At 64.4% G+C, this 2,910-nt stretch carries 2 protein-coding genes; both read right to left on the reverse strand.

Annotated elements, in window-relative coordinates; genetic code table 11:
- Nucleotides 1-28: 28 nt before the first annotated feature.
- Entirely contained in the window at nt 29-418 is a 390-nt protein-coding gene (gene cueR / locus ACE04F_RS28955) for a Cu(I)-responsive transcriptional regulator (RefSeq protein ID WP_458129182.1), read from the reverse strand.
- The gene (locus ACE04F_RS28960; protein WP_486111135.1) at nt 418-2,808 is read right to left on the reverse strand and encodes a heavy metal translocating P-type ATPase; all 2,391 of its coding nucleotides are present in this window, start codon (nt 2,806-2,808) and stop codon (nt 418-420) included. Before ACE04F_RS28960 ends, cueR begins: the two co-directional genes overlap by 1 nt.
- Between the last annotated feature and the right edge of the window lie 102 nt (nt 2,809-2,910).

Genomic DNA, 2,910 nt, shown 5'->3' on the forward strand with positions numbered 1-2,910 from the left:
CGCTCCCATAGGAGGTACTAGGTCTACATCACCCCGACGCCAATTTCCTGAGGATCGGGCAGTCCGGGCGATGATCGCCCTGGCAGTGCTCTACCAGGTCCTGGAGCGTGTCGCGCAGTTCGGCCAGTTCGCGGATCTTCTGGTTCAGTTCGTCGATATGTTGCCGGGCCAGAGCCTTTACGTCGGCGCTGGCACGTTGACGGTCCTGCCATAAAGTCAGCAATTTGCCGACCTCTTCCAGGGAAAACCCCAGATCCCGGGAGCGCTTGATGAATGCCAATGTGTGCAAGTCATCGGCGCCGTAGATCCGATAGCCACTGTCCGTACGATGGGCTGCCCTGAGCAGGCCAATGGATTCGTAGTACCTGATCATCTTTGCGCTGAGGCCGCTCTGGCGGGCTGCCTGGCCAATGTTCATCACTTGTCCTCCAGATGCGCGGGTGTCCAGAATTTCAACAACAATGCATTGCTCACCACGCTGACGCTCGACAGTGCCATGGCTGCGCCGGCCAACACCGGGTTGAGCAAACCGAACGCCGCCAGCGGAATGCCGATCAGGTTATAGACGAACGCCCAGAACAGATTCTGACGGATTTTCGCGTAGGTCTTGCGGCTGATGTCCAGCGCCGCCGGTACCAGGCGCGGATCGCCGCGCATCAGGGTGATGCCGGCGGCCTGCATCGCCACGTCGGTGCCGCCGCCCATGGCAATGCCGATGTCCGCAGCGGCCAGGGCCGGAGCGTCGTTGATGCCATCGCCGACCATCGCCACCACCGAGTCGGCTTTCAGTTGTTGAACGATGGCGGACTTGTCGCCGGGCAATACTTCGGCATGGACATTGGCTATTCCCAATGCCTGGGCAACGACCCGAGCGCTGCCCCGGTTGTCGCCCGTGAGCAGGTGGCTGGCGATGTGACGTTGCTTCAAGGCCTCGACCGCCGCCAGAGCGCCGGGCTTGAGAGTATCGCCAAAGGCGAACAGGCCCAGGACCCGAGGCGTTGCGCCTTGCTCGACCAGCCAGGACAGGGTTCGGCCTTCGGTTTCCCAGGCTTGCGCCGACTCGGCCAGCGAACCGGGGGGCAGGCCCAGTTCTTCCAGCAGACGACGATTGCCCAGGGCCAGGCGGCGCCCGTCGAGGCTGCCGGCGATGCCGCGCCCGGTCAGGGACTGGCTATCGCTGATATCCGCTACGCTCAGGCCGCGTTCGGCGCAAGCGTCCAGCACCGCTTTGGCCAGCGGGTGTTCGCTGCCGCGTTGCAAGGCGCCCGCCATGTTCAGCAGTGCGTCTTCATCACCGTCAAGCGCGGCCAGATGGGCGATGCGTGGCGTGCCGGACGTCAGGGTGCCGGTCTTGTCGAACACCACCGTGCCGACTTCATGGGCGCGCTCCAGCGCCTCGGCGTCCTTGATCAGAATGCCATGACGAGCGGCCACGCCGGTGCCGGCCATGATCGCCGTTGGCGTCGCCAGGCCCAGGGCACACGGGCAGGCGATCACCAGCACGGCGACGGCGTTGATCAGCGCTGTCGCCAACGGCGCACCGTAGAGCCACCAGCCAACTAGCGTGGCGAGTGCCAAGACCAGGACAACCGGCACAAATACCTGACTGACCTTGTCCACCAGCTTCTGAATCGGCGCCTTGGCCGCCTGGGCGTCTTCCACCAGGCGGATGATGCGTGCCAGCACAGTCTCGGCCCCCAAGGCCCGGGTGCGCACCAACAGGCGCCCTTCGCCATTGATCGCGCCGCCAGTGACCTGATCACCGGGCTGCTTGGGCACGGGCAGGCTTTCGCCGCTGATCAACGCCTCGTCAGCGTGACTCTGGCCCTCGAGCACTTCACCGTCCACCGGGAAGCGCTCGCCGGGTTTGACCAGCACCAGGTCATTCAAGCGCAGGGCACTGATCGCGACGTCCCGTTCCTGACCGTCGATCAGTTGGATCGCCCGCTCCGGTCGCAAGGCTTCGAGGGCGCGGATGGCGCTGGCGGTCTGGCGTTTGGCGCGGCTTTCCAGGTACTTGCCCAGCAGGACCAAGGCAATCACCACGGCCGATGCCTCGAAATACAGGTGCGGCATGCTCCCTGGTCGGGCCATCGCCCACTCATAGAGGCTCAAGCCATAGCCGGCGCTGGTGCCCAGGGCAACGAGCAGATCCATATTCCCGGCAGCGGCGCGGACGGCTTTGAACGCCGCGACGTAAAACCGCGCGCCGAAGATGAATTGCACCGGCGTCGCCAGCGCGAATTGCGCCCAGGCCGGCAGCATCCAATGCACGCCGAACGGCTGCAACAACATCGGCAACACCAACGGGATCGACAGCAGAATTGCCAGCACCAGGGCTACGCGCTCGCGGGTCAGCTGATCGGCTTGGGTTTTTCGAGGTTGCTCGACTTGCCAGACACTGGCGTGATAACCGGCGCGCTTGACTGCATCGATCAGGTTTTGCGGATCAACCTGCCCGAGCAATTCGAGGTGTGCTCGCTCATTGGCGAGATTGACACTGGCCCGGTTCACCCCGGCAACTTTCCCCAGCGCCCGTTCGACCCGGCCGACGCAAGAGGCGCAGGTCATGCCCTCGATGCTCAACTCCAGGGTCTGGACGGGAACGCTGTAACCTGCCTGCTCGACCGCCTGCATCAACGCCGGCAGGCTTCCCTGCGGGGCCTGGATCCGCGCATGTTCCGTTGCCAGGTTGACGCTGACGGCGCTGGCGCCGGCGACCTTGCTCAAGGCTCGCTCGACTCGCCCGGCACAACTGGCGCAGGTCATGCCGGAGATCGGCAGATCGAAGGTGGTGAACTCGGACATCGGACAGGCTCCCTGTAGTGAGTGACTACAGGATCAACCTTGCCACGCGGGCAAGGTCAAGCACCAGTTCAAAAGCTTGGATGGACCCTTGTGGGGGGGGGG

The organism is Pseudomonas sp. AGC41, assembly GCF_057334555.1.

What these genes read in the sequence shown, in the direction of transcription:
- ACE04F_RS28960 (WP_486111135.1), bottom strand. Translation starts at nt 2,808, where the DNA reads ATGTCCGAGTTCACCACCTTCGATCTGCCGATCTCCGGCATGACCTGC.
- cueR (WP_458129182.1), bottom strand. Translation starts at nt 418, where the DNA reads ATGAACATTGGCCAGGCAGCCCGCCAGAGCGGCCTCAGCGCAAAGATG.